The organism is Vibrio hepatarius (genome assembly GCF_018860525.1).
Taxonomy (GTDB): Bacteria; Pseudomonadota; Gammaproteobacteria; order Enterobacterales; family Vibrionaceae; genus Vibrio; species Vibrio hepatarius_B.
In genome coordinates, this window is the sequence record NZ_JAHKPM010000008.1 from 209,940 (window position 1) to 236,731 (window position 26,792).

Here is a 26,792-nt window from a genome sequence, read left to right on the forward strand (position 1 = left end):
AAGATGGCCTTATCAATGCACACTAACTACGCATCACTTGTTACGCAAAACACACTAAGCAGCACAAACGACCTACTAACAACGGCTATGGAACGCCTAAGTACTGGTATGCGTATTAACTCTGCATCTGACGATGCAGCTGGCCTAACTATCGCAAATAAACTTGAAGCGCAAACTCGTGGCATGTCAGTCGCTATGCGTAACTCTCAAGATGCTATCTCTATGTTGCAAACAGCAGACGGTGCTCTTGAAGAACTGACTAATATTGCTTACCGCATGAAAGATCTTGCAACTCAAGGCGCGAACGGCACAAATGGGGCAACTGAGCTAGATGCACTCAATGCTGAGTATCAAGAGCTTGAAAGTGAAGCAGTACGAATCATGGGTGAAACCACATATGGCGCAGGTCAAAAACTACTTACTGGTGGTAAACTTGCCGCAGCAGTTGATTTTCAAATCGGAGCATCTGGCACTGAAAAACTCACTGTAGATGTCTCAGCTGCACTAGGTGACGTCGATTTTTCAACGACTGGTGGCTTAGCATCAAACGCCGATTCTAACGCACAAATCGCTGTTGTTGATGGTCTATTTGATAAAATCAACAAAGTACGTTCATCACTTGGTGCAAACATCAACCGCCTTGATCATACCATCAATAACTTAGCTAATATATCTGAAAACACAGCAGCAGCGAAAGGCCGTATCACAGACACTGACTTTGCGATTGAATCATCAAACATGACTAAGAATCAGATGTTAATGCAAGCAGGAACAACTGTTCTTTCTCAAACTAATCAGTTACCTGGTATGGCGATGTCTCTACTTCGTTAATAAATAGCTACACCCTTCTAATATTAACTCCGTAAACTGTAGGCATTCTATTTATACCAATTGAATGCCTCAGATAAATTTGCCCTCAAGCATAGCTTGAGGGTTTTTTCTGTATTGTGGATAGAAAGAGTATCTCTAGAATCCGATCAATTTACTTTCTGTTCTAGCGAGCAATATTCATTACCCCCATTACACAGTAACGAAACCCCTGCTCCCAAGATTAAAGGGTGATTTTCTCTACCATGGCCGCTCGCCGGATAAAAATAAACGGGCTTTTTGAATTTTTTAGCGAACTCAGTAATCACAGTTTTAAATATAAGCCTGTCGGCATCGTCAGCCTCTAAAGGATAATACTGACCAAACACAATAGCGCTGACGTTAAAATCATTCAAAAATAGTAACTGCTGAAGAGACCTATCAAGCTGGCGATAAGACACTCCAACATCCTCTAAAAACAACACTTTTCCGTTAAAATCTGGAGAAAATCGAGTACCAATCGTTGCCGCAACAAGAGTGTGGTTTCCACCAATCAATACGCCTTCAACAGGAGACATTTCTGCAGCTTGGTTCATCGGTAATATTTGATCATAATAAATGCCATCGCTGAAGATACGATCAATGTTTGGCAAAGGCTCCAAGTCATTGATACGAGGTTTTGAATCACCAGCAGCATTCTCCTGGGCATCTAACACATTGGCATTAAGCGTTGCTACAACACCGTGAACCGAATCCCAGCCCAATTTCTCATTCAAATAATTATGAATCGCGGTAACGTCACTAAAACCAACGATTATTTTGGGCTTTGCTTTTGCTAACTGGCTATGCGCTTGCTCTAAATATGGAAGAAGATTCATTGCTCCTCCTCCCCCTAAAACAAACCAAACAACATCAATATCATCATCGAGTAATGCATCGATTAAATTTTTTGCTCTCGATTTATCACTACCAACATAACCAAAATCTGATACAAATTGATTTAAGTATTTGGTAGATACTTTATAGTCACACTCCATTAGTGACTCTCTAATTTTACCTATTTTTTTAACATTATATTTCGATGATACTGAGACTAAAGCTACTTCTTTGTAATCGGCAGAAAAAGAAGGCGATGAACCAACGAAAAAAAATAATAATATCAAAGTTAACCTATACACTTAAAAACCTCTTCACTTTTTATCTTATATCTGATTTAATTTATCATCATTTTTAACATTATTTATTTACTATAATAAAATTTTATTTTTTATTTAATTAATTAGTCATTCATCCTTTTCAATAATATAAGAACTCTCTAACTGGGCTCATAGCACACAAAAACTATATTAGTCCTTGATATTTCTAACTTTTATTAGACTCATACAGCAGGAGGTTATCAAAAATAGCATTTCAATAATGAACAATAAATCAGGTAAACACCTGATATTTACAATAGAAAAGCCTAGTTATATAAGGCAATGTTTGAGGGATAGAAAGTTGCTTCTTAGTGCTTACTAACTTCTACGAGCTTTCATAGTATTGATATTATCTGCTGACCTCTGAGCATCAATTTTTTTCATTGCCCCATCAAAGATATAATCTACAGATTTGCTTGTAAGAAATTTATCATTGATCATAATTTTCTTCTTCACACTATACTCATCAACCACATTATTTAACTCACAATGCACAGCTTCAAACTGTTTTTTCGTTAAGTCATCTCTTACAGCCGTTCGCAAGTTTTTAAATCTATAAATCATGGTAACATCAGCCAGATTATATGGGGTTAAGACTCCCATAGTCGCGCTTTCAAGCGCACTTTTTCCTGCACCCGAACTTACACCAAGCCAATTTGAAATTGTACTCAATACAACGCTCTTTTCCTTTGTCGTGTATGTACGTGCTAACTCTGGGTTAAGGCTCTCAAGATACAAGTCCCACTTACGTGCAGCATAACTCATTAAATGTTGTATAATAGCCGATTTTTTAGTTTCTGATTCCTCTACTTGGCAGTGATGTTTATATTTTTCAGCTTGCGAAGAATTGACAAAATAGAGAGCTTTTTTTACTAACCCAACATCAGGTAACTTACCTAAACCTTCAAAGGCTTTTTTACAAGCCAATTTGACAACCTGATCCCCATCACGGCTAATCCAATATTCATTCGAAATGTCAGCAGGAACATTCTCCATTTGAAGATCCTTAAAGCTGGTAAGTTGTACTGCTTCATCTTGAGAAGACTTATTAAATGGATGTAAAGACAGGAAAAAACTCATATAAATCCTCATTTAAACTCGATATTACTGGATAAATATCTTATCCTTCGACTAAATAGTATTTATAATTTAGCACTGAGTAGACTAATAATAACTCAGGTAAACACCTGATATCATCAATAGAAATTAATTGAATAACAAAAGCGATTTTATTAGATATCTATTCATTATTGCGCTTTTATTTGTTATACCTCGCATTCATTAGAAACGAGCAGAATTTAACTGGATAAGGCCAGCAGCACCATTCAATAAATCTGTGCTCATAAGGACTAAAACCCTTTTTCAGACTTCACCGAAAAATAAGAGTAGCTTCTACTTTGTCAACTCGGAACATGAAAAGATTACCCTGCTTATTTTCCAACTTACTTACCAAATATTTTCTCAGAAATCATTAATGTCTATTTAGTAAACAATCCATCCATCCCTCATCGTGTCCTTATGACACACAAGGTCTTTTTGACCTTCATTTTAAGTGTCTTTATGACTCGTGAAATGTGTAAAACTTACTATTTTACAGCGATTTAATATATGGCATGAAAAATGTAAGTTAACTATCAGAATTAGGAGACTTTATTATGAAATTTGAAGAAAAACACTACGTGGCTAATAGCGGCTCTGAGAAAATAGCTCTACTAGTGACCAAACTACTTAAAAAAACATTAAACCTTTTCTATGGCGGGAAATACGCTAGGCGTGCGATGTTACTTGAAACCATCGCTGCTGTACCCGGTATGGTAGCAGGCGTATTTAATCACCTCAAAGCTCTGCGCAGAATGAAAGATGATGGCGGATGGATCAAAGAGTTATTGGACGAAGCTGATAATGAACGTATGCATTTGATGATTTTTTTACGCATCACCCAACCTTCGATTCTAGAACGTGCATTAGTGATGATGATCCAGTTCTGTTTCGTTTTGGTTTATGGGGTAATTTATATTTTATCTTCAAAAACCGCGCACCGCATCGTTGGCTATTTTGAAGAAGAAGCCTGTAATAGCTACAGCGAATTCATTGAAAAAGTACTGGATGGTACAGTCGAAAACTCACCAGCCCCTGAGATCGCGGTTCGTTACTACCAATTGGATGAAGGGGCCATGCTCTTGGATGTTTTAGAATGCATCCGAAAAGACGAAGCCAAACATCGTGACAAAAACCATGATATTGCAGATGCATACAAATATCGCAACCTGCCAGAACATCAAAGTTAGTTAGCTGTTAGGGGGGACCAGATAAATGACAAAAGATAACCACCATATAGATGAAACTGAGTTTGGATCATCAGTAGGCATTTCCCACTTAATGATGGAAAAAGGAGAGATTTTTTACTCTAGTGAGCGCGACAGTATCAATACCCAACATTCAGTACTGTCGGCGCAATGGAAAAAGATTAAACGGCGCTTAAGGTTATCGCATTAATATCTAAGCATTAGCCTTTTGATCTATCTCGAAATAGTTCTGGTGCAAGCTTTCTTACGTTTGCTTGCACATTCTTCTTGAGTTGTCTCGGATCCGTGTGGGGGTTACCCGTCTGAAAAGGTGGCTTGGGGTCATATTCAAATAATAGTTCAATATGTTGTGCTCGCTCTCTATTTGACAGTTCAGCCACCAAAGTTAGAGCAAAATCTATTCCTGCTGTTACGCCCCCACCTGATATCCTATTTCTATCGACAACAACACGTTTATCAACATAAGTCACTTGGGGATAGAAACTTAAAACCTCTTGATACGCCCAATGAGTCGCTGTTTTATAGCCATCAAGCAATCCCGTTTCGGCTAAAATTAAAGAGCCAGTGCATACTGAAGTGATGTATTTTTCCCTTTTCCCCACAACTTTTAGATATTGTATGACTTGGGTATCATTAATTTGTTCTATCGGATTTCCGCTGCTTGGTACCAGTAAAATATCAACCCTAGGACAGTCCAATATCAACCCTAGGACAGTCCGAAAAACCATAGTGCGGAAGCAGATCAGTTTTAGCATCTGAATAAACAGGCTTGTTATGTTTGGCAAAGGTAAACACATTGCAACTGTCACTAACAGCCAAAACCTGCAACGGCCCATATGCATCAAGCATAGTAACATTTGGATAAAGATAAATCCCAACGTTAAGTTTGTCTGGATCAATCGATAGCTTAAACTCATTGCCTGAAGGGATGGCAGCCAAACCTTTCATGCTGCTCATACTGCCATAAGCAAGTACTGAGGCGGCTGAAACATTCTTTAAAAACTTACGTCGGTCGATTGGATGACTCATACGGTTACCTATAACTAATAAACTTAATGCTAACTTAGCGGATTGCCTTCTCCAACCGTAGGGCCAATTTATCCAACCCATACCAAATGGGACACTTGAAGCAAAGCGTTCCGTTGGAGGTATTGGGCTTCGGTAAAAGGTGCGAAAAAAGCTTATAATGCGATGTCCAACCGTAATGATGAGATGAAATGACAATAAGAAGCCGACGCCGAATTATGAAGGCATTTCAGCAACTGCTGCAAGAAAACGACTATTGCGCCATATCGGTAGCCGACATAATTCAGACAGCCGATGTTGGAAAGACAACTTTCTATCGCTATTATCAACGAAAGCTAGATGTTTTTGTTGAAATGCATGACTCTATCTTTGATATCGCGCTGCAAGACTTTACGACAAAAGGTGACTGGCTTAGTGTTGACGCGAGAGCTTCTTTTATAAATATAGCGTTAATGGCAAGCAAAAAAGTGGGTCGACGTTCCTCAATGGCTCATCAACTGGGTAATGATTGGCCACTAGCACTTCGCCGATTAAAACAAAACCTTGCCCAAGTAGTTGAACAGCGTTTACTCGATACTTTTGGTCAAGATGTGTGGGGTATTTCACTCAAAGAGGTAGCCAGTGCTATCACTTCTCTATTTAACGATTACTTACAAAGAGTGAATACGTCCCCATCAAAAATATTGGCCACTGAGCGCGCTCAAGCATTACAACTTTTTACCCGTGCCATTATTCTCGCTGCTCTCATAAAGGATCTCGACTAAGGTATTCATAACCAAACTAACAAGGGAAGTAAGTACCGATTATTATATCTTCGGAAATAGCCAATACTGTTATGCTGTTTCCCTTTCGTCTTGTGTTGACCACCAACCTATTAAACCCAACTTGGTCAGAGCAACAAAAAAGACGCCAATCGTCATTACGGTAGTGCCCATTGAGATTTGCTCAGAAATAGCAGGCAAAATAAAGAATATGGCTTGAGGAATAAAAATGCACATGCTTATCATTAAGCAATCCAACAATAAATGAAATCTCGTTGACGTCTCTATTCCTTTACCAATCAAAGAAAACAAATTTACGTTCATGGTTTCTCACTCCAATAGTTCTCATATCACTTAAGGAGCATATAATGTGCCATCGCATCATAAATAAATATTATTCATATAAAAATCAAAATATTAAACCTAAATATGCAAGGAATAATTATAGCTTGCCAAAAAAACGGCACTCATAAAAGTCATGAAATTGCCGCTTTATTTACTACCATCTTATGTATTCCCAGCTTATGTATTGCCACCTTAAGTAAAGTTTCGATACCCTAATATTTGGCGAAGCTTAGATCAAAAAACACCAAGGCCTCATAATCTTTCAATCTCAACTTTAACGTAAGGTAAGGCATCACTGGTATTGATTGTTTTCCAATCGGACAAGTCACTTAAAGATCGCCTAAAGCGATTTGTATCCTCAAGTTCGATCGTCTCTCCGAAATACACCTCTGCGCCATAAACACTTTGTAGCGACAAGTCACCACCAACTTCAGTGACGATCGGCCTTTGGATTGCATCAATAACTGCTTGCGTATAGGGAAGTCCAAATAGATTAACTACCCATGGCCAGTCCCATGTATGCTCTTGTAGTGGGATATTTCGGTTATCAAATTGATCATCAAGGTTATTACCATTTGAACTTTTTCTACCAATTTCCCATTGATAATATTTGTGCGGACGGTGTGTAGGGTGTTCGATATCCGCATTACCCGACCATGATAGAAAACCGTATAAACCAAGGTCATAGCTAACTCTTGCTTGGCCCTTGTATGGATAAACCTTTGATGTTTTATACATGGTCATCAGCACTTCTTGTCTGCGCTTTGGAGGCACATTAACCACTATAGTATCAGTGACCAATTCACTAGTCGCTCCCGAGCTTTCTTCTCCCCAGCTTTGTCCAGCTGAAAATGACACTTCTACTTCACTCTCTCCAATAAATGGTAACGTAAAGTTACTCTTTACCGAGACAGCTTGCTCAAAATTAATTGAGCTTTTAAACTTCCAACTGGTTTGCTTCTTATAAGTCAAAGTTACTCTATACTGCTGATTCACATCTGAATCGTTGTTGACCATCGCCCTTCTCACTCCCAATATTTCTTGAACTTCATCAGTACTGTTTTTCTGAGTGACAGTGCTTGGCAACAATTGATATTTAAGATCCGAAATGTCGATGATAAGCCTGTCATCACAGCGATACCCTGAGCAAGGCAGGCCGCCTCCAACCGCGTCTGACTTGATATGGTATACACCCGAATCATAAATAGAAGTCACCATATCTTCACCGCTTTGTCGGCCATCAACACCACCACTCCATGCGTAACCAAGTAAGTTGGCAAGTTCAGCCAATGGCTCATAAAATTCCCTAGAATTAACCATTAACCACTCTAATTTTTGTCTATTTGGCGCCTTTAACATCAATGGTAACGATACATCAGCTTGGTAGGTTCTCTTTTTGTGAGATTCAATACACCAACTTTCATACGCCAACTGGTTAGCAATTTTGATATTACCTTTATGACCTGGCCCCATAATAATTAGACCATTGGCGATATTGGTCAGTTGCCACTCTCCCATTTTTTCAGCTAGCCTTTGTTGATACATCATGGCCGTGCTTAAGCTGATTGGTTCATAGCCACTTCGGCAGGGTTTTTTTTGTAGCTTAATGTCATCCAATTCGACATACACACTTGGAATGTTGGCCAAAAGATCCTTGGCCGGAAAGATAAAGAACACCACCAGATACAGAAACACTTTCATTGTAAAGACTCTCATTGCTTAATTTTCTTCCAAACCTGCGAGCAATCGTCGTACTTCCTTGAGTGATTCATCTCAAGGTTAAGGTATGCACCTCTATTGGGCGTTCTAGTAGAAGTATCATTTTGAAATCAAAAAGAGGTATTACCCTACGTGGGTAGACATTAAGCAGCAATGCAGTCGGCTTCTTATTTAGATTATGTGGCAAACACATCGCCACCAAATCTCTGGCTTTAACCATCCGCTGCTCTGTTGCATTGCACAGATCAACATATAAAACACGATATTCATCATAGTGAATATGGCTGATATTTCAATACACTAAAAACAGGGTCTTTAGACAAGTTAAGCACACGACTTGGAAAACGCACCTTGTTAAGCCAGCTCCCCTCTCGTAATCGATTTATCGTATTGGTTTAACCAAATTATTAGTATTTCTTATTCCATTATTAATAAATTTATCTTTAACCACATTGAAATCAGCGCTATACATAGTCTACTGCCTTGATGGCACCAGCAATTCAAATAAGGCACTTTGACCTTAGTAATTAAACTAAATATGGAAGAGATGATGACTAAAAAGCTGACAACTGCTGCGGGCTGCCCTGTTAGTGATAACCAGAATGTAATGACGGCTGGCCCTCGAGGTCCACAACTGCTGCAAGACGTGTGGTTTCTTGAAAAAATGGCACATTTTGACCGTGAAGTGATCCCCGAGCGACGAATGCATGCTAAAGGATCCGGAGCCTACGGCACATTCACTGTAACTCATGATATTACAAAATACACACGCGCTAAGATATTCTCTGAAATCGGTAAGAAGACCGAGTTATTTGCACGTTTTACCACCGTTGCTGGTGAGCGAGGCGCTGCGGACGCTGAACGTGATATCCGAGGGTTTGCACTAAAATTTTACACAGAAGAAGGCAACTGGGACTTGGTTGGTAATAATACGCCAATATTTTTCTTGCGTGACCCACTCAAATTCCCCGATCTTAACCATGCCGTTAAGCGCGATCCTCGCACCAATATGCGCAGCGCCATCAATAACTGGGATTTTTGGACGTCACTTCCTGAAGCATTTCACCAAGTCACTATTGTCATGAGCGATCGCGGCATCCCTGCTTCTTATCGTCACATGCATGGATTTGGCAGCCATACGTTTAGTTTTATTAACGCCGATAAAGAACGCTACTGGGTGAAATTTCATTTTAAAACTCAGCAAGGTATCAAAAACCTTACCGATCAAGAAGCGGCAGAAATTATAGGTAACGATCGTGAAAGTCACCATAGAGACCTATATCAAACCATCGAGAATAAAGATTTTCCGAAATGGAAAATGTATGTACAGATCATGCCTGAAATTGAAGCCGATGACGTCAATTTTAACCCATTTGATTTAACCAAAATCTGGTCACAGAAAGATTACCCGCTCATACCTGTTGGCGAGTTCGAACTCAATCGTAACCCAGAAAATTTTCATGCGGAAGTGGAACAATCAGCTTTTAACCCTGCCGCTGTCGTTCCTGGTATTAGTTTCTCGCCAGACAAGATGTTACAAGGGCGCCTATTTGCCTATGGCGATGCACAGCGTTACAGGCTTGGTGTTAATCATCATCAGATTCCGGTTAACGCGCCTAAATGCCCTGTTCACAGCTACCACCGTGACGGCGCAATGCGCGTAGATGGCAACTACGGATCAACCATAGGTTATGAGCCTAACTCTCAACAAGAATGGGCAGAACAACCTGATTTTTCTGAGCCACCAATGCGAATTAGTGGTGATGCTGATCACTACGATCACCGTGTGGATGAAGATTACTTCAGTCAAGCCGGTGATTTGTTCCGCCTGATGAATGATGATCAGCGTCAAACTCTATGTGATAACACGGCTCGCGCAATGCAAGATGTTCCAAAAGAAATACAAGAACGTCATGTAAGACATGCTTTCCTTGCAGATGAAAACTACGGCAATGGTCTCAAGAAAGCCCTTGGTCTTGATTAAGTTGTGAGGATGCTTGCTATCCTACATCCATAGCTAAGGCCCAATAAAAAAGTTCGCTTGATTTTGCCGATGGCAGCAAGCGAACTTTTCATTGGAAAGGGTTTTAGATTGGTACTACTTGTTTTGCGCGTTTACTTTTTCTTGTGCCTTTTCCATGATCAACTTCATCTGTTCTTTCTGCTTTTGGCGGCGCTCCTCTAGAGTGTTTTTTTGCTCAGGCGTTAGAATTTGGTACATATCGTGTTCAGCTTTTATTTTCATCACTTGAACATCAAGCTGCTTTTCATTGTATTGACGAAGCGTCTGTTTCACTTTTTCTTCATCAAACTTTTCGTTTTGCACTACCTTGGTCCATTGCTCAACTTCCTTCGCTACTTTCTCTTTACTTGGGCTTAAAGCTTGAGTTTTCGTCTGCAGTTCAACTTGGATCTGTCTAATTTTGCTTTCTTGCTCTAGGGTAATGCTTTCAAGTCCAAAAGGCTTGGGGGGCGCGACCTTAGCGGGCTGAATAGCCTGACCAGATGGCTGGCTAGGCACAGAAATGGCCGATTGGTTATTATTGCTAGCAAAAGTGGGTAAACTCGCAAAAGTTAGTAGTGCAGTAATTAAATAACGTTTCATATATCCTCACACATTGTTTAAATCTATAGGTAAACCATTATTCATAAAACATTGGTTATGTATATTTAAAATAAAAAGCTTGAACTCACTAGACATCTTATTAAAACAAAAAGTTCCTATTATTAGTTGAAATTTACCAAAACACAACATTACTAGGTAAATGTGACGATTTTCACAACATAAAATTGACAAAAGACCTAAGAAATTCTGTATTTTAGATTAGATTACGTCAACATATAGATATTAAATAAAATAATATAATTATAACAATAAGTTTAAAGCCATAATAATTAATAATTATCCAAAAGAGTAGGTAATTTATCCTTGGCTGTTTTTTAACAGCATTTGAAAAAAAATATAGATAGAATTCATCAGTACTGATATCACTTAAATAATAGAGAGGCTATTATTATAACTTCACATAAAAAGGTAATATTAATACCGGCATATAACCCAAGTGATGCCATTATACACCTTATATCAGATATAAAGGCACTGTGTAACTGCTCAATCGTCATTGTAAATGATGGTTCAAGTAACAATCGTAATTACATATTCAGCCATTTAAAATCTCTCAACCAAGTGAAAGTCATCGCTCATAAGTCAAATTCAGGCAAAGGCCAAGCACTAAAAACTGGTTTCTCTTATATCATTGAGCATTTACCTCAAGTTAACGGTATCATTACCGCCGATGCCGATGGTCAACACTCACCTAGAGACATTATACGTATCTTGAGTGAATCAAAACATCAATCACATTCAGTAAATAGCCTATTTATGGGCACTCGTAGCTTTAGTGGGAAAGTGCCGCTTAGAAGTAAAATAGGTAACCTCATTACTGAAAAAATTTTCCAGCTTGTGACTCGTACTCGTATCACGGACACTCAAACAGGGCTTAGATATTTATCGATTGATCTCGCCCAAAAGAGTACAAGCATTGAGTCTAATGGTTATGAGTTTGAAACAGAGATGCTACTTCTAGCTACTTGTGAAAACTGCACAATAAAACAAATAGATATTGAAACCATATACATTGACGACAATAGCTCATCTCATTTTAATCCCTTGAGGGATTCAATAAAGATATATTGGACATTCCTACGCTTTACCGGTATTTCCATTTCCAGCGCGCTTATAGATTATTTATTATTTTACCTAGTACTGTTATCAACTGACTCAACTCTAAAATCCTTTGTCATTGCAAGGCTTATCTCTGCTTGCTACAATTATATAATGTCAAAACGAATTGTATTTAAATCGGAAGAAAAAAGTTATAATACGATAGTAAGATATATAATGTTGGCAATTTTTCTACTCGTTTCATCCATGGGACTAACTAAATTACTTATCTTGTGTGGAATCAGTATCATGTATGCCAAGTTCATCGCCGAATGTTTGCTATTTATCGCTAGCTTCTTAGTACAAAAGTTTTTTGTATTCAGTCAAATTCAACGAACGTAAAACTTCCCTTATACAATAGTCCCTTTTAAAATACATCCTCCCTTCAATAAGGAAGGATGTCACACTTATTATAAAAATTTATTTAACTTATAAGAAGTTAAATGACACCGTCAATGAAACCGTATCAATATCATTATTACCAACAGCGTAGTTCATGTAGTTTGCACCAAGAGAAACCGGGCCAAATACGGCATAATCAGCCCCGACTCCCCACATAAAATCTAAGTCATCTTCGTCTTTATAACCGATAGAGCTTGAGTCTTGATCCCAATAATGTGCTCCAGCTTTGGCGTATAACTGCAAAGGACCAAAGTTAATGCTTGGCTTAAGCGCAGCATAAAATGAAGACGCTTCTACCTTACCATTACCAAAATCAAACTCACCAAAATTATTGTAACCGGCTTCAACACCGATAAAAGGTAAAATCCCAGTTCCAACATGAACTGAGTAAGTTGTAGTGTCTTCCGAGTTAAGATCGGATTGACCAATTGATGCGCCGCCATATAGCCAAGAATCAGCAGAAGCTGAAGCCGACACACTAATTAAAGCTAGCACTAAAAGAGTATTTTTCATTTAAAACCTTTGATGGACTTTCTTACATCACTTAAAAACAAAAGTGTCAAATACTATATGATCGCTGTGTTGTACACTTGTCAAATGAAAGTAATATATTAAAATATAAGGATTTTACTTGTGAATGATAAATCGCTCAACTATTAATTTTGGTAAGGTTAATCGGCGTATAGTCCCCTTCGTAAATGGCCAATTTTTCTAACTATGGACTTAATTTAAAAAACTGGTTCAACCAATTCATCAATCCTTGTAACAATTTTGGTAGCAACACTTGCTAAAAAACATATAGTACTCATTAATTATCTGAACAGTGAAATGACCCATGTATAAACCTCTTTCAGTGCCCAAAGCCAATGCACCTCTAGCGATTTGTCTTTTTGCTCTTTTAGCATTAGCTGGTTCACAAGCTAATGCGAGCTCGACCTATGTTGAGCCTGATCTTCAATTTACTTCCAAGGAAGAACAACAGATCATCGACAAATCGACCTCAGAATATGTACTTAGATACGCAAAGCTGTCTCAAGGGGCATTTGTTTCTGTAGCAAACGTCAAAAATACACAAGATGGTTTTCGACGTATCAGCACTGAAGAGGCAAATGTTATTCAAAGCTCGCACAAATCAACCGAATCTCAAAGTATCTCTTTTCCTCCTTATATCGATGTTGATAACAAAAACAACGAGCAGTTGAAATACATAGACAAACACACCGGGTTAATGGCAACCGTTCTTATGCCTATCGATGAGCAAGATAACCATGTCGTTCTCGCTTTTGCCGGAACAGATACTCGCTTTTCAATAAAGGGACGGACAGAACGAGGCGTAATAAATAGTAGCTCTGCGTATAATCAGATTAATGGTCAGCTACCTGACGATTTCAAACAGGCTGAAATTCTCGCACAAGCAATCAAGTCAGCTTATCCAGAAAAACAACTGATTGTAACGGGTACCTCTTTAGGTGGTGGCTTAGCGCAATATGCAGCTATGCTCACTGATTCAAAAGCTTATGCATTTAATGCACTCGGTCTAGGCAAAAACAGTCTTGAACACATCATACAAAAACGCCAGTTCGAAAGTTTAGAAGAACTCAACAAAGCTGCAGAGGAAAAGATTGTCAATGTGAATCTAGAGGGTGAAGCACTGACGTACTTGTTTGGCTGGTACATGCCACCTCAACTTGGTGATATATACACTCTTCCATTTTGTAAAGGTGAGGATGACTGGTACGAATATCTCACCAGTAACCGATTTTATTTGCACAATATTCCCCAAGTCATTGATAACCTTCAATGTGTTGTGGATAAATAGAAAATATTAAATATTCTTATCACAGCAAGGCGAGCAAGAGCTCGCCTAGTAACTACATAATATTATTATTTTTTTTCTGTTGAGCCCTTCAAGTTAACATCACTATGCCATGCATCAAGACCACACTAGACGTTAACCTTGTTCGCATATCAAAGTATCCTTCTGGTCCGGTACTTTGGTGCTCTAATCGCATTGATTTCTCTGCCCGCCAAACTGTGATATAGCCAATGAGTAAAATAAGCAGACTCACAGACTCGTTTTGCTCACCAAGCAATACAGACAACCACGCCGATAACACAACCAAGTTGCTAAAAATTAATGATTTATTGCTCAATCGGCTTTCAAAGTTTTCAATGCTATTTCCCCATAAAATACCCGATAAAAAGCTCAAAATAACGACGCTATATGTAATGAAAAATTCTTCACCACTATGTCCAATGAAACGGCTACCTGTCAGCGATAAAAGCAACCCAAACAAAAAAGGAACTAACCCCATGTAACCCAGCTTAGCCATGGTGTTGCGAGTGTGAGTACTTACCAAAAAGTCAGACTTCATAGCTGCTGCTCGATAGCGTTTTTGAGAGTCAAACTCACAGGCGATGTAGAACTAGGAAAAGTGGCGATGACCTTACCTTGTTTGTTAATCAAGAATTTGTAAAAATTCCACTGAGGAGAGATGCCAGCTTGCGCTTGTATCTGCATAAAGACGGGATTAGCGCCATTACCCGTTAATGGTGTTCTCGCCATCATAGGGAAAGTGACGCCGTAATCTAAATAACAAATTTTAGCCGATTGCGCCTCGCTCCCTTTATCTTGCCGAAAATCATTACTAGGAAAACCAACAACAGTGAAACCTTTAGATTTGTATGTCTGATACAGCTGCTCAAGTTCTTCAAACTGTGATGTATAACCACATTGACTAGCGGTATTAACGACCAACAACGTCTTTCCTTGAAATTCCTTACAAAGCTCAATGCTTTCAGTTGAGTTAAGCAGCCGTTGCTTGCTGTTAAGTATGTCAGGGCAAGCTGCTGAAAAAGCAAGAGGGCTCATCAAGCATGCAATTAGAGCGGTTGAAAAAACGAGTGAATAGTTCATAGAGTAAGTTTGTTTGTGTAAGTTTATTTATTAGTACTCTTACATTAGATCAAATGATCACTTTAGCTAGTATTAGCATAATGAAAGCTACCTAATTGATAGGCAGCGAGGCAATCTGATATATCTCCTTTTCATCTCGTTAATATCGCGTTTTAATACCTCTCTTTAACCTCTCCGAATTGCTTGTGTTATATCAATTAAAGATCGCCATACCTTTATTGTGTGATAAGTATTTAATTAATATGAAATGTCTATTTTAACCATTACACAATATGATCTGCACAATCACAAATAAAGGTTATTAATGTTGTTTGTATAAGGTGTATCAATAATTATCCCATTTCTTATATATGGTCATTGCTATGAAAATTATTAATATATCATTATTGCTTGCGGCATTTTCACTCTCAGCACAAGCGAACTTTGCGCCTACAAATGTTTACCTTGATGGAAAAGCCTATCCTGTTGTCGAACTGGAATCAAAAGTGGTTACCAAAAGCTCTGTCGAGATGGACCTCAACAAAGAAGAAAGCCAACAAATGAGTGATCAAGGCTTTGCTGAACTATCAAAGTCTTTTAACTTTTTATGCCGAATCAATCTGTCTAACACATTTTATTTCACCAATTTACGACCTGGTGATTCAACAAAGCTCTACTCGTTTGATCAAACGTGTGCCTATAAAAGAGCGTCTGGAGTATTGACAAACTTATCGAATGCTTGGCTTAGCCTACAGCTTGTTGACGGGAGCGGCTCTGTGATTGGGGGGCCTAGCCGCTCTGTGTATTCTAACCCGGGCAAAGGTAGATACCACTGGGTTGTCATCAATCGTTCAAGCGGCAGCCGGGGTGACGGATACATCAAAACAACAGAAATTCACTAACCATTATATCGATGGAGCATTCTGCTTCATCGATTTTTCATTGGCAGCTAAACTATGACAATTGAATGTATAACAGTGAGCACGCTGCATAATTTTAGAGGTAACCCACTTGCCGATCAGTTTCAACTTAGATATAGAAGCGTCATTGAAAGGCAATCGTGGGATGTCCCCTATATAAATTGTATGGAATACGACCAATACGATAATCCTGCAACTATTTATTTTGTCTGGCGTGAAAACGAGAAAGTGAGAGGAGTCGCTAGACTGTATCCAACAACTCGGACTTATATGTTGAAAGAAGTATTTCCACATTTAGTGACATATGAGCCTTTGCCTTGCGATGCCAATATTTGGGAAGGCAGCCGGTTCTGCTTAGATAAAGGCTTGTCACCCGCTCAAAGAAAACGTGTGATCCAGGAACTCGTTATTGCTTACCTAGAATATAGCTTGATACATGGGATCACTTCAATTGTAGGACTTATGCTTCCAGCTTACTGGAAAAGTGTTTTTATCAATAATGGCTGTCCAGTATCCTGGCTAGGGGAGTTTTCAGTTGCTGGAGATGGGAAAAAGATTCGTGCTGGAAAGTTAATCATAACTAAAGATATTCTACATTCAGCTAGAATAATAGCGGGTATCTTTGGCAGTGTACTCTCCTTTGGAGAAGAGCAGGTTATGGTTCAACACAGCTAAAAGCGATTAAAAAAGCAATCAAATGTACTGGATGTCGCTTTGGTATTATTTTATTCTCGCTTTGACATGATATTAGTTTACCAACTGGTATTTAGATATTTCCCAGTGATCCCCTTCCTATTTAAAAATATCGGAAGGCTCATATCATGCTACTTGGATATGAGCCATTCGGTGAATAATAGCTACCCAGCTATAGAATATCCTTAAGTTTCGCATTTCTGTGATGAATATGCTTATTTATTGTTTGTTTATTTTTTATTTCACCACATTGTGTTATAAAACAAAATCATAACAATAATGAGGCATTTATTTAACATCATGAATATTAAGGCTATTATTACACTCGGCATTCTGGTTTTAACATCAACAACATATGCAAATACTTCAACCTATGTTTATTGTGGCCTGCCCGACGGCAGTGATTGGGATTGGCTTCTTGATGAACATGACAATTACAAGACGATTGATGGGCAGTGGGCACGTGTGACAGAGGAAAACGGCCAATACTATAACGTTTTCCGTCTTGATGAGGTAACCTTTGAGTCAAAAGCATTTAGCTGTCCAGCAGGTTATATAACGCAACCAGCAGAGAGCGGAACTTCTCGCTGGGAAATATTTGAAATTATCAGACCGGATGGTTCGAGTTACTTTATTGATGGTTACAAAACTTACTATTCGTCAATCAATCACCAGACGACTCGTAACGATTATTTCCGTTTGTAGTTAAAATGAAGCTGGTGTTACAGGCCCATAAGGCAATAAAGAGTGGCCCGGTTCGATAGCGCTGTTAAATACTCACTTGGAGTGATAGCGGCTGCTTTAAAGCATGTTGCTATGGTGTGTGTTCCCTCCTCACTCTCCCTCAACCTTCTATTTGCATTCCTTTAACTACTTTATAAAAAGTCCCCACTTAAGTTAAGTGGGGAACGCTTTCACGTTGTTACCCAAAATACGGACAATACTATCAATTGGTTATGTAAGGGTTTCAGGGCTCTAAAACCGGATTGATATAAGGATAAAAAAACACACTTATATCTCATGCTTATCGCTATACCCTTAAGTTAGGGCCAAATAAAATAAACACCCATGCACACAATATACACTTTGATAAAATTTAACATACGGGGAAAACCCGTCTATTTTTCGAATGGATAGTTTGCAATAATTACTCGTTTATTCTTCAAAAAAATAAAAAGCACCTGCTGACTTAAATGGATTAATTATTCCAATGAACACTTTTATCCAAAAAAAACACCTACTGGCAGAAATAAGAAATGGGGACTTTACTCACCCAAAAGATAGAGAAGCGGTGAGCTTTGCAATAAACAAGATCAACTTTGCTTCAAAAGAAAGCATATTGGACGTAGGATCGGGGTTAGGCGGCACAGTAGACATGCTAAACCAAGATGTAAAAACCATTGGGGTAGATAAAGATATCCAAGCAATAAATTACGCAAGAAATCAGTACAAGGATTGCGACTTCCTCCATGGTGATGTTTTAGACATCAACAATTTAACTGAAGAAACCTTTGATCTTATTACAATGTTTTCTTCTTTTTATGCATTCGAAAACCAGAATCAAGCTTGCAATGTATTAATACCCAGAGCAAGAGAAAAGGCAGATTTACTCGTCTTTGAGTATTCATCAAAAACCCCATTTAAAGGCAACCTTTTTGATGATGACCACTCTCCTTTCAACCCCGTCGCTTTAGATAGGATCGATGCCATTTTTTCGCCTTGGTCAGTCGTTAACGTCTACGACCTTTCAGAGATGTTTTTTGACAGCTACCAAAGTGTACTGGAAAACATGAGAAACAATGAATCGTCTCTTTGCCACAATCATGGCAAAGAGGCGTATCATAGAGTCTATGATTCCTTTACTAAACTTACCGTCAATCTTGATACTGGAGTTCTCGGTGGTTGTCTAGTTCACGCTCAAACTTAACAATCACACATAAAGTCAAGATTAATACCAGCCCAATCATTAATGCTGGGATCATAAGAACTCCAGTTTGATTTATTAACCAAGTCGCAATCAATGGAGAAAAACCGCCAAAGAACACTGCGGGCAGTGTAAATGTCATGTTCATTCCAATTCCCCGTATACTCGACTTAAATAATCCGCCTAAAAATCCAAGCGCAATGGCATCAATAACCCCAATTAAAATAGAGAAAACAATACTAATGCATGCCAGTGTTACGTAACTTTGATCATGAGTAAGCCAATAGAAGGCGCCAATCACTGCAAGAACTTCAATATAAAGAAAATGAAACAGGAGCCTCTTTCCTTCAAAACGAATCAAGGCCAAAGCAGTCAATATCACTGTGATAACCATAATAAAAAGACTCATGGTATTAAACGCGGACGCAGTAAGCTTTGGCACTCCAAGAAATAAATTTAAATCACTAGGAAACCATATAAACATCAGGTAGAAAGAAATTTGCAAAGAAGCGATGACTGAAAAACCAACTAAAAAAGAATGCCTATGCTGGTAGATTTGCGCTAGATAACCGCCCTCCTTCGGGCTCTCCGTCTCTTCTTTTGCAGAAGAATCCAGTAAAAATAAATCTTTTCGCAACCAATAGATAAACATTATTAAAGGTACAGAAAGGTAAAATGGATATTTCCAGGCTCCTGCTATAATTTGATCTTGAGTGAGAAAAGCATTCATTAGCGTAATTGTCAGAGATGAAAGCAAAACACCAATCAAAGAGCTGCAATTGACTAAAGCGCAGGCAAAACGTTTAAATTTTGTTTCAGTATGGTTATAAGCAAAGGTCGCCGTCACTGGTAACTCACCGCCAGCGGCAAAGCCTTGTACCAATCGAGCAGCAACCAAGGCGATAGGAGCTGCAATACCAATACTGGCGTAACTTGGTATCAGAACAATGATAATCGGCGGTACTGCCATCATCATCATAGAAATTCTGGCTGCTTTCGATATTGAATCACTATCTGACAACCAGCCAAAGAACATACTGCCAAATGGCCTTGCTAAATAACTGAGTGCGAACACACCAAAGGTTTCTATTGCAGCGGATATAGGATCCGATGAAGAGAAAAAATGTTGTCCAATCGACGCGTATAAATAGGCAAAAATAATGTATTCATACCATTCAAAAATATTGGATACGGTAGTGATTTGTATAACTTTACTTAATTTTAAGGTTTCTGCGTTCATTTCTTATTAATTCCAAAAGTACAGACCATAGATATTCATTGGCAAGCTTATTCTGCTTAATTTTTCGTATATTTTCTTCTACTGTTCTCGTCGAGATCCCCATCTGATTTGATACTGATTTTTGATTACCTAATGCTGCTATTCGCAACACGGTTTCCATCTCTCTTAATGACGGCGTTTTAATAAATAAGGACTCGATTGATAGGTACTTTAAAAAATAGCGGACCGCCACAAGGTGTGAAGAATAAAACTCAACATAAAGACTAAGTAAAGCCAGCCTATCTATATTATCGGTTAAGTTTTCACTAAAGGTAAAAATAGAAGTGACTTTGTCCGATAGGTTACTAACCATCGGCTTTTTGATCATATCTTGGATACGTAATGTACCGTCTTGGCAAGGGATAGCTCGCATGTTATCTCGCCCTGACAAACGTTTTTTCACCACAAACGAGTCTAAATCTGAGATAGCTTGTTCGAATGTATCATGCCAGCGATGTGTCACTTTACCTTTGAGCTCTTTCGAGTTCAGACCCACCACATCATTTTGATGGCTTAAGCCAAATAAAGAGATACTTGATTGATTCGCATACAAATATCGTCCCCTGCTGTCTTTTAACATTACAGGGTTAGACATCTGTTCCGCTAAATCTACCACATCGTCGATAACACAGGCACTAAGAGCTAATTTTTTATCCAAATCGAGTAGCACAACCATAACAACCCACACGCAATGCATGCTATCACATATATATCTGTTAATTAAAGTTTATAGTTCTACTAGTAAAAAAATCGAATAAGTGAGGTGCGTGTCCTTACATTTCATTTGCTTACATTTCATTTTGTCTTCTTACATTTTTTCAATCAAAAGACGGAATAGACGCGACAGAAATATCCAAGATTACCGGATATAAAGTATCTACAGTGCATAGTAACCTTAAATAAATATCTAAATATCTAAATATCGGACACACACCAATAAAAATAATATCAAAAATAATATTGGACACACAACAATAAAGAGAAAGATAAATTATCCACGCCACTTTGAGGTTTGTTTTGATGCACTGCCAAATTTGAGAAATGTTGTTGTCGACTTAGACTAAAGGAAGGCATTTTTATTGAATATCGGTAAGTCTATTTCAAAGCTGTTTCAGCCATCAAGCTGTGGGTATTTATTTCTGAACACCTTCGAGTGACGGTTACTCAAAAGCGAATAAATGAAGCTTTTTCTTATTAAGAGCGATTTTGGCGATCATTGCTTGTGCTTGACTGCCTACCGCGGTGACGCGGAATTTCTCCAATTGAGTACAAACCTTTAGCCAGTTATTTATGTTTCCCCCGAGCCTGTCTAGTATGGGGGGCAGGCTCGAATTCATAAATGCTTTATTCGGCCGAATTTGGCGGGCTGTCCAGTCGACTAATTCAATATAATCCATCAATCGAAAAGGAATGCCGTCTTGTTTTAAGTTGCTCTCATTACCGATAAAAGGATGAAGGCAAGGGGCTGTAGCCAACTGTTTATCTAAAGCGTCAATTCGAGCTTTGATGGAAGTGAATTCTGAATCTTCTGGTTTAGTGGCAATACCTGCGCGAATAGGATTTAGGTCTACGTACGCCATTGCAGCGGCGAGGGCTTTTTCATCAAGCAGGGCTTGGCTTTTAAATCGGCTTTCCCAAAAATGGCCAGTACAGCTGTCTTCTTTGTTAGCTTTGCAAGCAATCTCGTAGTTAAGCTCTTTCATATACCAGCTCAAATTCCACAAACGTTCTCGCCAAACCTCAATGATCTCAATACATTTTTCGTGTTCAATTGGGTTTGTGAGTTGGGCACGAAGCCAGCGTTGAATAATAAGTGGTAACTTATGAGCCATTCCCCAGCGTTCAACGACCTGATGATGTGACAAGGCCAAGGCTCTCTCTCGATTGATATTGACGACTAGGTGGTAGTGATTACTCATGATGGCGTAAGCACAAATATCAATACAGTAGAGATTAGAAAGTGAGTGAATTTTATTGACGATCCATTCTCTGCGATGCTCATAACTCACTTGGCTTTGGGTGTCTTCACCACATAAAAAACTGCGTCTAACACATCGAGACACGCAGTGATAATAGGATGTCGCTTCAATCGAGATAAGTTGCTTGCGTGCAGTCGTCATGAATATGTCTCCTTATCGAATAATAAGAAGTTAGCAATCATTCAAACAGGTGGTTGTAATCAATCCCTCGAAAAGGAGTAAATCATACTTATTTAGTCCTTTTGGTGTGTGTCCTGAACTCTTGCTATGGAATTTCTGGTGCATTGATCAATAAAATTAGATGTTTGCTTCACTTCAGTGCCTTGTCAAAAGTGTTGTCTTAAATTTCTACGTTTATTCAATTTAAATTCATACGGTTTATTGTCGTAGAAACCTCCAAATGTGGCTAGAATTGTTGGCAAAAAATAATACCTAGGAGCAATATATGAACATGAGAGAGTTCTCTAACAAAGTAGGCTTGTCTTCTCATACTCTACGATATTATGAAAAGATAGGCTTACTAAAAGATATTCGTAGAAACGCCAGTGGACATAGGTACTACACAAGCCAAGATGTTGCTTGGATAACGTTTGTAAAACGTCTTAAAGAAACAGGAATGCGACTCAATGAAATAGTAGAATACGCTAGGTTATCCGATGGTGGCTCAGACACGCTCATAGATAGAGAGAGTATTCTATCAAAGCACAGAGAGGGGCTTGTTAAACAAATAAGCTTACTAGAAAATCACCTCAAAGCCTTAGATTACAAAATTAACTTATACAAAAGTGGTAAAGTATGTTGACTTAGAGTTTACTCTAACCGTTAACCTTGTTTCTCATTTCGAGGAGAAACTATGTTGAATACTAAACCTTTATCTTTAACACTGCATAACGAGCGAAAGGACAACCTTTCCTATCTTTCAAGTCTCTATGATTTCAACGATAAGCTATATCTAATCACAGGCGGGACGAGTGGTATTGGCTTAGCTACAGCAGAAGAGCTGATACGACTGGGGGCTCGGGTTATTATTACTGGACGCAACAGAGAAAAATTGAAAGCGCTATCAAATAGATTTGGCTCTTGGATTACTCCTTTAGACATTGATTCTTCAAATCCTGAATCTGGTAATGAGCTTGCACAAGCGGTGGAACAACATGGCATGCTAGATGGATTATGGCTCAATGCTGCTATCGCTGAACTAGACGGTTTACAACATGTGAATGCAGAAAACTACAGCAAGATCATGGATATAAATATAAGAGGCCCACTCCTACAGCTGGCATCACTGAGTGACTATTTGAAGGACAATGCATCTGTCATTGTCACTAGCTCTAGCTCTGTTTACGAGGGTGCAAAGCTGACCTCATTATATGCCGCTTCCAAGGGTGCTCTCTCTGCTGTCGTTAGAGTATGGAGTAATGAACTCGCCCACAAAGGAATAAGGGTCAATAGTTTAGCCCTAGGTCCTGTTGCCACTAACTTAAGGCGCTTCTTGTCTATCGAGGAACAAGTTGAATTTGAAAAAAGCATTGTCGAACAACTGCCACTGGGCAGAGCAGCTTCCGCTAACGAAATTGCGAACGTGGCGATGTTTCTTTTTTCTTCCGCATCGTCGTATATAACAGGTAGCGAGATTCCAGTCGATGGCGGCCTAATTAAGAGATAACTAAGAATGCCAACAAATACCGTAAATCCTAAGTTCTAGACAGCCTTATATCTTCACTTTATCAAATAGTTTTATATGGTAAGTTATGGACTTATAATGAGGTTTATTCTGGTAGTCATATAAATCTATCGACTCAAAAAATGTAATCATACTCAAGGAGGGGCCCATGTTCCCGATAGAAGTTTGGATAACGTATACGTTGGCATGTTTAGTTTTAGTTATATCACCGGGCCCAGATAATATTTTGGCCATTGGCCGAGGCTTGAGCCAAGGTAAACTTGCTGCAAGCTTGTCTGGGTTAGCATCTGGGGCCGGCATTTTATTCCATGTTTTAACCGCGACATTTGGATTAACACTATTAATACAAACTTCAGAGCTAGCATTTTTTATCGTAAAAACCGTAGGCGCTGGATATCTTATTTGGCTGGGCATTAAAGTACTACGGTCTCGAAGCCTTATTAACTTATCCCCCAGTGAAAAACAGCCACTCACCAGTATTTTCACGACTGGTTTCTTATCCGCATCGCTAAATCCTAAGCCAGGGATGTTCGTACTCGCTTTCATACCGCAATTTGTAAACCCGCAACTTGGCTCAGTAACAACTCAGATGATCGTCTACGGCGCGTGGTTTGCCTTGCTTACAGCGTTAGGTTTTGCGTTGATGGGAATATTTGCATCTAAATTGGCGGGTTGGCTTAATAAAAAGCCGAGGGTGGTGAATGGACTCAATATAGGAGCAGGCTTAACTTTCATCACTTCAGGTTTTGCTGTCGCCGCGTTAAAGCAAAAATACTAACCCTTGCCTGTCCTTTCTTGTATTGATTATCAAAAAGTCGCCTATGTGAAGCTAGCGCAATAAGTATAGTGCGCTAGCTAACACCTCTGATTTCAGTTCAGATTAAATGACGCCCCACCAGTTTTAGTAGTTTGAGTTAATCAGAACTTCTTCACCGTACTTACCTGCATGAGGTAGCGGAGTATAGGTAGTCTGCGCGCCTCTTAGGAAACGAATCGCTTTTACACCAGCCTCACGAGAACTGGTAATGTCTTCGTCTGAGTCACCATAGTATTGAGCAATTTTTGCCATTTTGAGTTGCTGAACTTTATCTAACGAACCTGCGAAAATGACGGGTTTAATTTGCTTACCGTACTCTTTAGGGAAAATATTGCGAAGAGTTTCAGTGACTGTCTCTTGCCCCTCTGGAGCAGTGCGACCAGTAATGAAGTAGACAGTATCCCCGTGTTTAAGGTGCATGGAGACTAATTCAATCGCTGATTTTTTGGGGATAGAAAAACGATCAAGCCCCATTGAAGCCTCATTCCAAAAATCTTGGTTTTTTAGGTAATCAAAGGAATCCGGAGAGTACTTTTGTTTACCATAGTAAAAAACCGGACTTGAGAACAGCATAGTGTCATCAATATCTAAGCCAACGTTAATAGTATGCTTTGGAAGCTCTGATGCAATCTTATCAACTGTAGTCCAAGTGATATCTGGGTACTGCGTTGATGCTTGTGCGGAAAGAGTATGCATTTCAAGGGTGGGAGGAGTATTGGCCAGTACTGATACCGAAAAAAGTGAGCTAAGTGCAATGATGGTAGACGTCTTCATTTTTCATCCTAGTGAGAGTTTGTACGCTTAAACCTTAGGTTTCACCCGATCTTACACCTTTTATAATGCTATTCATTCGAGCAAAATTAGTTTTTGTTTATGGTTTTTTTAATAAATTACTCATTGTTACTCCGAAAAATTTAAATGCAACATTATTAATCAATATAACTTTATATATAATCCACAGTGATTGAACTCGAGGGCTATCAGCTGGATTGAATCAATTAATCTTTTATAGCTCTTATCTTTAACAAAAATACCATGCCAAGTCCCATTATTATTGATGTTGCTAGGAATGAAACTTTATATGAGCCTGTTGAATTCGACAAATAACCAGTAATGACCGGTCCTAATATTTGAGAAATACCATAACCAAGTGTTATTTTTGCCATAGCTTTTGCTGGTTTTTCAGGAAACCTTCTGCCAACCGCCGTTAGCGTCATACATACAATTCCTACAAAAGTTATGCCAAATAGGATTGCTGATAACATATTTGTGAGAAGAGAATCCGAAATTACAGGTAGTAAAATTGAAACCAGTTGGACGAGATATGCGCAGACTAATGATGTTATGTTTCCAATTTTATTGGACAATGAATCCCAAAGGAATGATGACGGGATTGCCGACAAACCAACTAGAATCCAAACCAAGCCACCTCTTCCATGAAGAATAGGCGATGCCTCTAAGAATGAAACAATAAATGTAGACCCAATTACGAAACCTAGGCCGGCGCAGGTATACGCCATCATCATGAATGTCATCCATTTTTTATTTATCGTTTTCAGGTTGGGTTTACTTACCGGGCATTCAATGTGGATTTTTGACTCGGAGGTTATTGGTTTGGGAATGAATAACCATGAAGGTAATAAAAATAATATTCCAAATAGCCCTGTAGCAATCCACTGCCCGTTCCAGTCGAGTGAATTACTGGTAAGAATCACGAGCACTCCAGATATTGCTATCCCTATACCCAACCCAGAGAAGTGCATCCCTAAACCATGGTTTAGTTTATTTACCTTGAACCAGTTTAATATCAATGCAGAGGCTAATAACAATCCACCAACGCTAGAAATACCAGATACGAACCTGAGTAAACCCCAACAGTATTCATTGCTTGTTACACCCATCAGTGTCGTGCTTATCACGGCTAAAAGCAAAAATAGTTGATGTAGATTATATTTATTTTTTAGGTTGTGCATGGATGAGATTAACAAGGTCCCGACCATATACCCAGCATAATTTATAGTTGCTAGCCACCCACCTTGTATAGTCGTCAACCCAGAATGTTTTATCATTATCGGCAACATTGGCGTATATGAGAATCTAGCCAAGCCAACTGTTAGTATCAGAGCGCAGATTCCTCCAAACGTTACTTTAGCAATGTCGTAATTATTGGGTTGTGAAGTTTCTACCGTCATTTGTTCCTCTTAAAAGTATTCTTTTAAAATATAAGAAATTGATATTATTATATTTCAGTCTCACATAGCCGATAGAAATAGAGTATAACGTGCACAGAGATTAAATCTTTCGACAGTATGAC

Annotated in this window: 29 protein-coding genes; 14 read left to right on the plus strand and 15 right to left on the minus strand. The window is 38.8% G+C overall.

Translation table 11 applies throughout. From position 1 onward, the window contains the following. Nucleotides 1–3: 3 nt before the first annotated feature. Nucleotides 4–831, plus strand: coding sequence for a lateral flagellin LafA (gene lafA, locus KO511_RS02350; RefSeq protein WP_215985884.1), 828 nt, complete (start codon nt 4–6; stop codon nt 829–831). 146 nt (nt 832–977) lie between these two features. On the opposite strand, the gene KO511_RS02355 is transcribed toward lafA, so the two are convergent. Beyond that, complete coding sequence (locus KO511_RS02355; protein ID WP_354668143.1) at nt 978–1,985, minus strand: LD-carboxypeptidase; 1,008 nt, start codon at nt 1,983–1,985, stop codon at nt 978–980. 336 nt (nt 1,986–2,321) lie between these two features. Continuing rightward, entirely contained in the window at nt 2,322–3,083 is a 762-nt protein-coding gene (locus KO511_RS02360) for a hypothetical protein (protein WP_215985885.1), read from the minus strand. Nucleotides 3,084–3,658: 575 nt separating this feature from the next. Here KO511_RS02360 and KO511_RS02365 point away from each other — a divergent pair. Together KO511_RS02365 and KO511_RS02370 are read left to right on the plus strand one after the other, a co-directional pair. Continuing rightward, the gene (locus tag KO511_RS02365; protein WP_215985886.1) at nt 3,659–4,291 is read left to right on the plus strand and encodes an alternative oxidase; all 633 of its coding nucleotides are present in this window, start codon (nt 3,659–3,661) and stop codon (nt 4,289–4,291) included. 25 nt (nt 4,292–4,316) lie between these two features. Continuing rightward, nucleotides 4,317–4,499 (plus strand): hypothetical protein, encoded by a 183-nt coding sequence (locus KO511_RS02370; RefSeq protein ID WP_215985887.1) that lies wholly within the window; start codon nt 4,317–4,319, stop codon nt 4,497–4,499. A 10-nt stretch (nt 4,500–4,509) separates the two neighbouring features. On the opposite strand, the gene KO511_RS02375 is transcribed toward KO511_RS02370, so the two are convergent. Beyond that, complete coding sequence (locus tag KO511_RS02375; RefSeq protein ID WP_215985888.1) at nt 4,510–5,007, minus strand: DJ-1/PfpI family protein; 498 nt, start codon at nt 5,005–5,007, stop codon at nt 4,510–4,512. After that, nucleotides 4,994–5,338 (minus strand): hypothetical protein, encoded by a 345-nt coding sequence (locus KO511_RS02380; protein ID WP_215985889.1) that lies wholly within the window; start codon nt 5,336–5,338, stop codon nt 4,994–4,996. Before KO511_RS02380 ends, KO511_RS02375 begins: the two co-directional genes overlap by 14 nt. Before the next feature lie 188 nt (nt 5,339–5,526). Here KO511_RS02380 and KO511_RS02385 point away from each other — a divergent pair, with 188 nt between their 5' ends. Further along, a complete protein-coding gene (locus KO511_RS02385) occupies nt 5,527–6,099 on the plus strand; it encodes a TetR/AcrR family transcriptional regulator (protein ID WP_215985890.1) in 573 nt (190 codons plus the stop codon). A gap of 69 nt (nt 6,100–6,168) precedes the next feature. On the opposite strand, the gene KO511_RS02390 is transcribed toward KO511_RS02385, so the two are convergent. Continuing rightward, complete coding sequence (locus KO511_RS02390) at nt 6,169–6,420, minus strand: hypothetical protein (RefSeq protein WP_215985891.1); 252 nt, start codon at nt 6,418–6,420, stop codon at nt 6,169–6,171. 273 nt (nt 6,421–6,693) lie between these two features. Further along, nucleotides 6,694–8,142, minus strand: coding sequence for an aerolysin family beta-barrel pore-forming toxin (locus tag KO511_RS02395; protein ID WP_215985892.1), 1,449 nt, complete (start codon nt 8,140–8,142; stop codon nt 6,694–6,696). Nucleotides 8,143–8,710: 568 nt separating this feature from the next. On the opposite strand from KO511_RS02395, the gene KO511_RS02400 reads away from it, so the two are divergent. Beyond that, on the plus strand, nt 8,711–10,144 hold the full coding sequence (locus KO511_RS02400) for a catalase (RefSeq protein WP_289847763.1): 1,434 nt from the start codon (nt 8,711–8,713) through the stop codon (nt 10,142–10,144). A 114-nt stretch (nt 10,145–10,258) separates the two neighbouring features. Here the strand turns inward: KO511_RS02400 and KO511_RS02405 are convergent, their stop codons facing one another. Then, complete coding sequence (locus tag KO511_RS02405) at nt 10,259–10,765, minus strand: Spy/CpxP family protein refolding chaperone (RefSeq protein WP_215985894.1); 507 nt, start codon at nt 10,763–10,765, stop codon at nt 10,259–10,261. Between the two features lie 438 nt (nt 10,766–11,203). Between KO511_RS02405 and KO511_RS22490 the strand changes: the two genes are divergently transcribed. Continuing rightward, complete coding sequence (locus KO511_RS22490) at nt 11,204–12,226, plus strand: bifunctional glycosyltransferase family 2/GtrA family protein (protein WP_354668146.1); 1,023 nt, start codon at nt 11,204–11,206, stop codon at nt 12,224–12,226. Nucleotides 12,227–12,313: 87 nt separating this feature from the next. Here KO511_RS22490 and KO511_RS02415 read toward each other — a convergent pair whose 3' ends face one another. Next, nucleotides 12,314–12,799 carry a porin gene (locus KO511_RS02415; protein ID WP_215985896.1) on the minus strand — a complete coding sequence of 162 codons (486 nt, stop codon included), beginning with the start codon at nt 12,797–12,799 and terminating at the stop codon, nt 12,314–12,316. Nucleotides 12,800–13,121: 322 nt separating this feature from the next. On the opposite strand from KO511_RS02415, the gene KO511_RS02420 reads away from it, so the two are divergent. Then, entirely contained in the window at nt 13,122–14,105 is a 984-nt protein-coding gene (locus KO511_RS02420; protein ID WP_215985897.1) for a hypothetical protein, read from the plus strand. Between the two features lie 88 nt (nt 14,106–14,193). On the opposite strand, the gene KO511_RS02425 is transcribed toward KO511_RS02420, so the two are convergent. Further along, nucleotides 14,194–14,661 (minus strand): DUF3429 domain-containing protein, encoded by a 468-nt coding sequence (locus KO511_RS02425; protein WP_215985898.1) that lies wholly within the window; start codon nt 14,659–14,661, stop codon nt 14,194–14,196. Next, nucleotides 14,658–15,203, minus strand: coding sequence for a glutathione peroxidase (locus tag KO511_RS02430; RefSeq protein WP_215985899.1), 546 nt, complete (start codon nt 15,201–15,203; stop codon nt 14,658–14,660). The genes KO511_RS02425 and KO511_RS02430 overlap by 4 nt, the downstream gene beginning before the upstream one ends. A gap of 362 nt (nt 15,204–15,565) precedes the next feature. On the opposite strand from KO511_RS02430, the gene KO511_RS02435 reads away from it, so the two are divergent. The 4 genes from KO511_RS02435 (at nt 15,566) to KO511_RS02450 (ending at nt 18,722) form a co-directional block, all read left to right on the plus strand. Next, on the plus strand, nt 15,566–16,084 hold the full coding sequence (locus KO511_RS02435) for a hypothetical protein (RefSeq protein WP_215985900.1): 519 nt from the start codon (nt 15,566–15,568) through the stop codon (nt 16,082–16,084). A gap of 54 nt (nt 16,085–16,138) precedes the next feature. Further along, nucleotides 16,139–16,777 (plus strand): acyl-homoserine-lactone synthase, encoded by a 639-nt coding sequence (locus KO511_RS02440; RefSeq protein WP_215985901.1) that lies wholly within the window; start codon nt 16,139–16,141, stop codon nt 16,775–16,777. 318 nt (nt 16,778–17,095) lie between these two features. Then, nucleotides 17,096–17,500: a hypothetical protein gene (locus KO511_RS02445; protein WP_215985902.1), complete on the plus strand. Its 405-nt coding sequence runs from the start codon at nt 17,096–17,098 to the stop codon at nt 17,498–17,500. A gap of 505 nt (nt 17,501–18,005) precedes the next feature. Beyond that, nucleotides 18,006–18,722 carry a class I SAM-dependent methyltransferase gene (locus KO511_RS02450; protein WP_215985903.1) on the plus strand — a complete coding sequence of 239 codons (717 nt, stop codon included), beginning with the start codon at nt 18,006–18,008 and terminating at the stop codon, nt 18,720–18,722. Here KO511_RS02450 and KO511_RS02455 read toward each other — a convergent pair. From KO511_RS02455 to KO511_RS02465, 3 genes are all read right to left on the minus strand, one after another. After that, the gene (locus KO511_RS02455) at nt 18,670–19,959 is read right to left on the minus strand and encodes an MFS transporter (protein ID WP_215985904.1); all 1,290 of its coding nucleotides are present in this window, start codon (nt 19,957–19,959) and stop codon (nt 18,670–18,672) included. The genes KO511_RS02450 and KO511_RS02455 overlap by 53 nt on opposite strands. Continuing rightward, nucleotides 19,931–20,695, minus strand: coding sequence for a PAS domain-containing protein (locus KO511_RS02460; RefSeq protein WP_215985905.1), 765 nt, complete (start codon nt 20,693–20,695; stop codon nt 19,931–19,933). Before KO511_RS02460 ends, KO511_RS02455 begins: the two co-directional genes overlap by 29 nt. 463 nt (nt 20,696–21,158) lie before the next feature. After that, entirely contained in the window at nt 21,159–22,118 is a 960-nt protein-coding gene (locus KO511_RS02465) for a transposase (protein WP_215985906.1), read from the minus strand. A gap of 304 nt (nt 22,119–22,422) precedes the next feature. Here KO511_RS02465 and KO511_RS02470 point away from each other — a divergent pair, with 304 nt between their 5' ends. The 3 genes from KO511_RS02470 (at nt 22,423) to KO511_RS02480 (ending at nt 24,439) form a co-directional block, all read left to right on the plus strand. After that, nucleotides 22,423–22,779 carry a MerR family transcriptional regulator gene (locus KO511_RS02470; RefSeq protein WP_215985907.1) on the plus strand — a complete coding sequence of 119 codons (357 nt, stop codon included), beginning with the start codon at nt 22,423–22,425 and terminating at the stop codon, nt 22,777–22,779. Nucleotides 22,780–22,830: 51 nt separating this feature from the next. Then, nucleotides 22,831–23,643, plus strand: coding sequence for an SDR family oxidoreductase (locus KO511_RS02475; RefSeq protein ID WP_215985908.1), 813 nt, complete (start codon nt 22,831–22,833; stop codon nt 23,641–23,643). Between the two features lie 166 nt (nt 23,644–23,809). Continuing rightward, the gene (locus KO511_RS02480; protein ID WP_215985909.1) at nt 23,810–24,439 is read left to right on the plus strand and encodes a LysE family translocator; all 630 of its coding nucleotides are present in this window, start codon (nt 23,810–23,812) and stop codon (nt 24,437–24,439) included. Nucleotides 24,440–24,562: 123 nt separating this feature from the next. On the opposite strand, the gene aphA is transcribed toward KO511_RS02480, so the two are convergent. Then, on the minus strand, nt 24,563–25,252 hold the full coding sequence (gene aphA, locus KO511_RS02485) for an acid phosphatase AphA (RefSeq protein ID WP_215985910.1): 690 nt from the start codon (nt 25,250–25,252) through the stop codon (nt 24,563–24,565). A gap of 224 nt (nt 25,253–25,476) precedes the next feature. Continuing rightward, a complete protein-coding gene (locus KO511_RS02490; RefSeq protein WP_215985911.1) occupies nt 25,477–26,670 on the minus strand; it encodes a YbfB/YjiJ family MFS transporter in 1,194 nt (397 codons plus the stop codon). Nucleotides 26,671–26,792: the final 122 nt, after the last annotated feature.